This window comes from Nocardia sp. NPDC059177 (assembly GCF_042755165.1).
GTDB lineage: Bacteria > Actinomycetota > Actinomycetes > Mycobacteriales > Mycobacteriaceae > Nocardia.
On record NZ_JBHZBX010000025.1, the window covers coordinates 1 to 3,920 of the forward strand.

The window sequence follows — 3,920 nt, forward strand, 5'->3', positions numbered from 1 at the left end:
GGGCGGCAGCGGGCGGCAGCGGGCGGCGGCAGCGAGCGGGCGGCAGCGGCGGGGGGCAGCGGCGGGCGGCAGCAGGCGGCAGCGGCAGCAGGCGGCAGCAGGCGGCAGCAGGCGGCAGCAGGCGGCAGCAGGCGGCAGCAGGCGGCAGCGGCAGCAGCAGCAGCGGCGGGCGGCGGCAGCGAGCGGGCAGCGGCGGCAGCGGCAGCAGTGGTAGTGGTGGTTGTTGTTGCGGATAAGGGGCGAGGTCAGGGGGGATCTACGATCGGGGGGTGGGCGCCGATACTTTCGTTTATGCGATTCCGCTGCGGACGCGGTTTCGGGGGATCACTGTGCGGGAAGGGATGTTGATCCGGGGGGCGGTGGGGTGGGGGGAGTTTTGTGCGTTTCCCGAGTACGGGGATCGGGAGGCGGCCGGGTGGTTGGCCACGGCGGTGGAGCAGGCGGAGGTGGGGTGGCCCGGGCGGGTGCGGGATCGGGTTGCGGTGAATTGCACTGTGCCCGCGGTGGATGCGGAGCGTGCGGGACGGATTGTGCGTGAATCCGGCTGTGCGACAGCGAAAGTGAAGGTCGCCGAGCATCCGGATTCACTGGCGGAGGACGTGGCGCGGGTCGCGGCGGTGCGGGCGGCGATCGGGGACGGGGCGGTGCGGATCGACGCCAATGCGGTGTGGGATGTCGAGACAGCGGTGCGGCACATCGGGGAAATCGACCGGGCCGCAGGCGGATTGCAGTATGTCGAGCAGCCTTGCCGGACGGTCGAGGAGCTGGCCGAGGTGCGGCGGCGGGTGTCGGTGCCGATCGCGGCCGACGAGTCGATCCGGCGGGCCGAGGATCCGCTGCGCGTCGCTGTCGCAGGAGCCGCTGACGTGGCGGTGATCAAGTGCACGCCACTGGGTGGGGTGCGCCGGGCGCTGGCAGTGGCGGAGGCGGCGGGGTTGCCGACAGTGGTGTCGTCGGCGCTGGAGACCAGCGTGGGATTGTCCGCGCAGCTCGCCCTGGCCGGTGCGCTCCCCGATCTCGAATTCGCCTGCGGGCTGAGCACTCTCGCACTGTTCGAAGGCGACCTCGTCGCCGAGTCGCTCCGGCCGGTGGACGGGTGGCTGCCGGTGCCGACCACGCCGCCGGAACCCGATCCGGCATTGCTCGAGAAGTACCGGCACCCAGATCCGGAGCGGGTCGACTGGTGGTTACGCCGGTATGCGCGAGTGAGCGCACTACTCGAAGAGGAGTAGCACGACACCGGCCGGACTGCCCACTCTCGCACCAGATTCGACGACGCGAGCCTCGCCTGGCCGGGCGGCGGACAGCTGCTCGCTCGCACAATCGATTCAGGGTCGACGTGGAGCCCGTACGACAAAATAGTTGTGCACAACTTAATTGTGCGCTACTGTTTTGGAATGACCGACGGACTAACCCTCGACGAGCAGCTGTGCTTCCCGCTGTATGCGGCATCGCGGGCGATGACGGCGGTCTACCGTCCGAAGCTGGAACGGCTCGGGCTGACCTATCCGCAGTACCTGGTGATGCTCGCGCTCTGGGAACACGACGGGCGCAGCGTCGGCGAGCTGGGCAAAGCACTGGAGCTGGACTCCGGGACATTGTCACCGCTGCTCAAGCGCCTGGAAGCGACGGGATTCGTGCGGCGGCGGCGCGCTGCCGAGGACGAGCGCCGGGTCGATATCGTGCTCACCGAACACGGGCGGGCGGTGCGGGCCGAGGCCTGCTCGATTCCCGCCGAAATGGCACAGCTCGCCGGGCTGTCCGCCGACGAGGTCACCGCACTGCGCGGACTGCTCCACAAACTCACCACCACCCTCACCGAGAAATGAGACACCTCATGCAGGTCATCTACACCGCAGAAGCCCTGGCCAGCGGCGAAGGCCGCACCGGCACCGCGCGCACCACCGACGGCAAACTCGACGTGGTGCTCGCGCCGCCGAAGGAAATGGGCGGCGACGGTGCGGGCACCAATCCCGAGCAGCTCTTCGCCGCCGGGTACGCGGCGTGCTACCACTCGGCACTGCGCCTCGTCGGCAAGAAGGCGGGCGCGAATATCGCGGATTCGGCTGTCGGCGCCCAGGTTTCGATCGGACCGAACGACAATGGCGGTTTCGAGCTCGCCGTCGTCCTCGAGGTCTCGCTGCCGCATCTGACCCGTGACGAGGCACAGGCACTCGCCGACCAGGCGCATCAGGTGTGCCCCTACTCGAACGCGACTCGCGGCAATATCGAGGTCGATGTGCGGGTGGCGGAGGACTGACCCCGCCTCACCGGCATTTTCGTGCAATCCGTCGCCGCGCAGTCAGTATTCCGGCTGCGCGGCGACGGATTGCACGTTTACGCCAGTTCTCACCCGAGCCGAACGCCGCAACCACCGAATGTCGCGCGAATCAGCAACGCCGCCTCCGGTGCGATCACGCCGTCGACCAATTCGACATAACGAGTGCAGAATTCGGGGCCGTGCGGCGCTTCGTCCGATGCACTCGCTGGGGCCAGGTGGTGCGCGATCTCGTGGAGCACCACGAGTTCCCGCAACGCCCACGCCGTCGCCCCGGTGTGCAGCGGTACCGCCAGCACCGCCGTCGCCGGCTCGTAGTGCGCAGCCGCCGAACCCGCCCTGGCCCGCACCCGAATCGGCTGCGCGGCCCGCGCCCACTGCGCCCGAACCCAATTCAGTTCCAGCACTTTGTCCACATAGGACTGCACCGATTCCACCGACGCGAATCGCCGCTCCACCGGCAAAGTCAGTTGCGACCCGTAGACATCGATCCCCCGATGCCCGAATTCATCGGCACGATCGAACACCCCACGCACCAATTGCTCCGCGTCGTACACCTTCGCCCGCTGAGTGTCCCGAGCACGGGCCCCGTCATCCGACACGTCGAATCCCTCCTCCTCCACCACCCACCGTGCACAGGGGATGCCGCACTGTGAACGATTCGACCGGATAGCAATCGGGCGAAGTGATCATCGGCCGGTGAGTTTTCCGCGGGCGGCGGGTAGTTCTGGTGATGGGCCGAGGCGGGCGGAGCGGCCGGCGCGGTCGCCGGCGCGGCGGGCGGCGGCGGAGTGGCCGGTGGAGGTTTGTGGGCCGCGCCAGGTGCCGCGGGCTTCGGAGGTGGCGGAGTAGAAGTCGGTGAGGGCGAGTTCCTTGTCGCGCAGGGCCAGGGCGGTGCCGGTGGAGGCGACAGCGGACTCCTCGGCGACGACTTCGGCTTTCACCTCGGCGAGGCGGGCGCCGACGCGGGCGGCGAAGGCCATCTGGAAGTTCAGGCGCGCGGTGACGCCGGCTACCGGGGCTTCGACCTTGCGGCGCACGGTGCGGCCGAAGCGCTGCTCGCTGACGACCTTGAGCACTGTCGCCTCGCGGTAGGCGCCGGATTTGATGTAGTGGTCCGAGGCCCGCACCATCTGCACGAGCAGGCTCGCGTAGAGCGCCTCGCAGGTATCGATATCGGCGGCGAACCCGTAGGCGTAGACCTGGGCGGAGCTGCGGGCGACATCGCAGCGCACATCATTGGCGGTGGCGATGGCGACGAACAGCTGCACATAGGTGCGCAACCCTTTCCGCCCCGGCTCACCGATCGGAATGATCCGCTGCACCGGCGCCGACCTGCGCTCACGCTGGGCGACATGCGACCGCGCGACCGCCAGATCGATCGAAGACTTGGTGGCCAGCCGCTGGGCCGCAGCCAGGAACGCCTCCGCCTCGTGCTCGTTGTCGGTGGACTCGGCCTTCCGCAGCAAACCCCCGATCCGGGTGAGCATCCGGTCCGGCCCGGCCGACGATCCAGTGGTCACCCGACCGAGGGTAGGCCACCACACCGACACCCCTCGATCCCGCCACAACATCCCGACCGCGAGGGCCAGGGGGCCGAGAACACGCGGGCCCCGGCCCGCCACAAATGGAAGTCTTTACC

At 69.1% G+C, this 3,920-nt stretch carries 6 protein-coding genes; 4 read left to right on the plus strand and 2 right to left on the minus strand.

Going from position 1 to position 3,920, the window contains the following annotated elements; genetic code table 11:
• The 4 genes from ACFXK0_RS25250 to ACFXK0_RS25265 all read left to right on the plus strand — a co-directional run.
• On the plus strand, positions 1–214 hold a 214-nt coding region (locus ACFXK0_RS25250), incomplete at its 5' end, for a hypothetical protein (protein WP_379413317.1).
• A gap of 55 nt (positions 215–269) precedes the next feature.
• Complete coding sequence (locus ACFXK0_RS25255; protein ID WP_379413318.1) at positions 270–1,232, plus strand: o-succinylbenzoate synthase; 963 nt, start codon at positions 270–272, stop codon at positions 1,230–1,232.
• A 165-nt stretch (positions 1,233–1,397) separates the two neighbouring features.
• On the plus strand, positions 1,398–1,829 hold the full coding sequence (locus tag ACFXK0_RS25260; protein WP_379413320.1) for a MarR family winged helix-turn-helix transcriptional regulator: 432 nt from the start codon (positions 1,398–1,400) through the stop codon (positions 1,827–1,829).
• 8 nt (positions 1,830–1,837) lie between these two features.
• On the plus strand, positions 1,838–2,260 hold the full coding sequence (locus tag ACFXK0_RS25265; protein WP_379413321.1) for an organic hydroperoxide resistance protein: 423 nt from the start codon (positions 1,838–1,840) through the stop codon (positions 2,258–2,260).
• Between the two features lie 89 nt (positions 2,261–2,349).
• Here ACFXK0_RS25265 and ACFXK0_RS25270 read toward each other — a convergent pair whose 3' ends face one another.
• Both ACFXK0_RS25270 and ACFXK0_RS25275 read right to left on the minus strand, forming a co-directional pair.
• Positions 2,350–2,880 (minus strand): TIGR04338 family metallohydrolase, encoded by a 531-nt coding sequence (locus tag ACFXK0_RS25270; RefSeq protein ID WP_379413323.1) that lies wholly within the window; start codon positions 2,878–2,880, stop codon positions 2,350–2,352.
• 87 nt (positions 2,881–2,967) lie between these two features.
• Entirely contained in the window at positions 2,968–3,768 is an 801-nt protein-coding gene (locus ACFXK0_RS25275; RefSeq protein ID WP_379413384.1) for a DUF2786 domain-containing protein, read from the minus strand.
• Between the last annotated feature and the right edge of the window lie 152 nt (positions 3,769–3,920).